The organism is Thermovirga sp., from assembly GCA_012523215.1.
Taxonomy (GTDB): Bacteria; Synergistota; Synergistia; order Synergistales; family Thermovirgaceae; genus 58-81.
The window spans coordinates 1-1,540 of record JAAYIZ010000248.1 but is presented as its reverse complement, the minus strand read 5'-3'; the positions used below and the strand labels follow the sequence as shown (position 1 = coordinate 1,540).

The 1,540-nt window shown below is 57.3% G+C and carries 5 protein-coding genes; all 5 read left to right on the top strand.

The annotated features are described in order from the left end of the window. A partial coding sequence (locus GX108_06885) for a hypothetical protein (protein ID NLO56757.1) occupies window positions 1–99 on the top strand: 99 nt, incomplete at its 5' end. Between the two features lie 2 nt (window positions 100–101). Beyond that, window positions 102–407, top strand: coding sequence for a septum formation initiator (locus GX108_06880; GenBank protein ID NLO56756.1), 306 nt, complete (start codon window positions 102–104; stop codon window positions 405–407). Window positions 408–483: 76 nt separating this feature from the next. Beyond that, complete coding sequence (gene rpsF, locus GX108_06875) at window positions 484–768, top strand: 30S ribosomal protein S6 (GenBank protein ID NLO56755.1); 285 nt, start codon at window positions 484–486, stop codon at window positions 766–768. Between the two features lie 12 nt (window positions 769–780). Then, window positions 781–1,272: a single-stranded DNA-binding protein gene (gene ssb, locus GX108_06870; GenBank protein NLO56754.1), complete on the top strand. Its 492-nt coding sequence runs from the start codon at window positions 781–783 to the stop codon at window positions 1,270–1,272. Between the two features lie 38 nt (window positions 1,273–1,310). Continuing rightward, a partial coding sequence (locus GX108_06865) for a 30S ribosomal protein S18 (protein NLO56753.1) occupies window positions 1,311–1,540 on the top strand: 230 nt, incomplete at its 3' end.

Below are 1,540 nucleotides of genomic sequence, written 5' to 3'. Positions count from 1 at the left end.
GAACTGGAGGGTGCCAGGATGCTTCTCGCCGAAGCGGCCAGGATAGTCCTGGCCAACGCCCTCTCCCTGCTGGGGATAAGCGCTCCGGAGCAGATGTAGGAATGATCCGCCTGCGCTGGGTGGCCCTGATTACGGCGGGCCTCTGCTTCCTGGCGATCGTCGGAACGGCCTACATACTGGAACTCAGGAAGATTGGAAGGCTGGGATCCATCGTGGATCAAAGGATGGACCGCCTGGTCGCCGTTACAAGGGATGTCCAGGTCCTGAAGGAGAAGATCCTCTTTTACAGGACGCCCGAGGGCGTGGCCCGGCTTGCCAGGGAACAGTTCAACCTGACCCTTCCCGGGGAGCGGATCTTCCGGGTCGAGGTGGTATCAGGGGACCTGTTGCTCGAAGATCGCCCCTAGCGTATAATGTTCTGCCGTATGTCCCTGTCTCCCCCGGAGGGGGGAGACCTCAGGCCAAAGGGAGGAGGTGTAGGATGTGCGACCATATGAAATGGTCACGATCTTCCAGGCCGACCTCGAGGAACATGAGTCGGCGGTGGAGGAGATCGAGGGGATCGTGCGCAACCTGGGAGGAGAGATTGTAAAGACCAGTTCCTGGGGGAAAAGGCGTTTCGCCTATCCCATCCAGAAACAGACCGAGGGCTTCTACGCGGTCCTTTCCTTTACGCTCGAACCATCCGAGGTCAGCGAACTGGAGCGGTTGCTGAAACTCAGGACCCAGGTATTAAGGCACTTGGTGATAGCTCTGGACGAAACCTAGGGAGGGATCTCGATGGCAAGAGGCTTCAACAAGGCTATTCTGATGGGAAACTTGGCGAGAGACCCCGAGGTGCGCTACACCACTTCCAAGCAGGCCGTAGCGAAGTTGACCGTGGCCGTTAACAGGCAGTGGAAGAACAGGGACGGTGAGATCCAGGACCAGGCGGACTTTATCCCCGTGGTGGTTTGGGGATCCCAGGCCGAGAATTGCGAGAGATTCCTCCGCAAAGGAAGCCCTGTCCTTGTCGAGGGAAGGATCCAGGTTCGCAGTTACGAGGCGGCAACAGGAGAAAGACGGTGGGTAACGGAAGTCGTGGCCCAGGGCGTCACGTTCCTGGGATCCCGGAGAGACAGCGGAGAGGCATACCCCTCCGAAGGCGACCAGTCATCCCCGTCGAGGGGCGGCAGCTTGAGGGAAAAGGGTTTCGACGATGATTTCGTAAGGGATATCTCCGAACTGGATGACGTCAAGGACGAAGGGGAGGACGCGGATATCCCCTTCTGATGATTTTTTCAGGCCAACTGAAGGAAAGGAGGTAAGTGATGGCCTTTTCACCAAGAAACGGCGGCGGGAAGAGAAGCAAGAGAAGGAAACCCAAGATTTGCATGTTCTGCCTGGAAAAAGTTGGCCACATCGATTACAAGGATGTGGAAAAACTGAGAAAATATATAAGTGAGCGCGGCAAGATCGTTCCCAGGAGGGTGACGGGAAACTGCGCCAAGCACCAGAGGCAACTCACGGAAGCGATCAAAAGAGTGCGCTACCTCGCGCT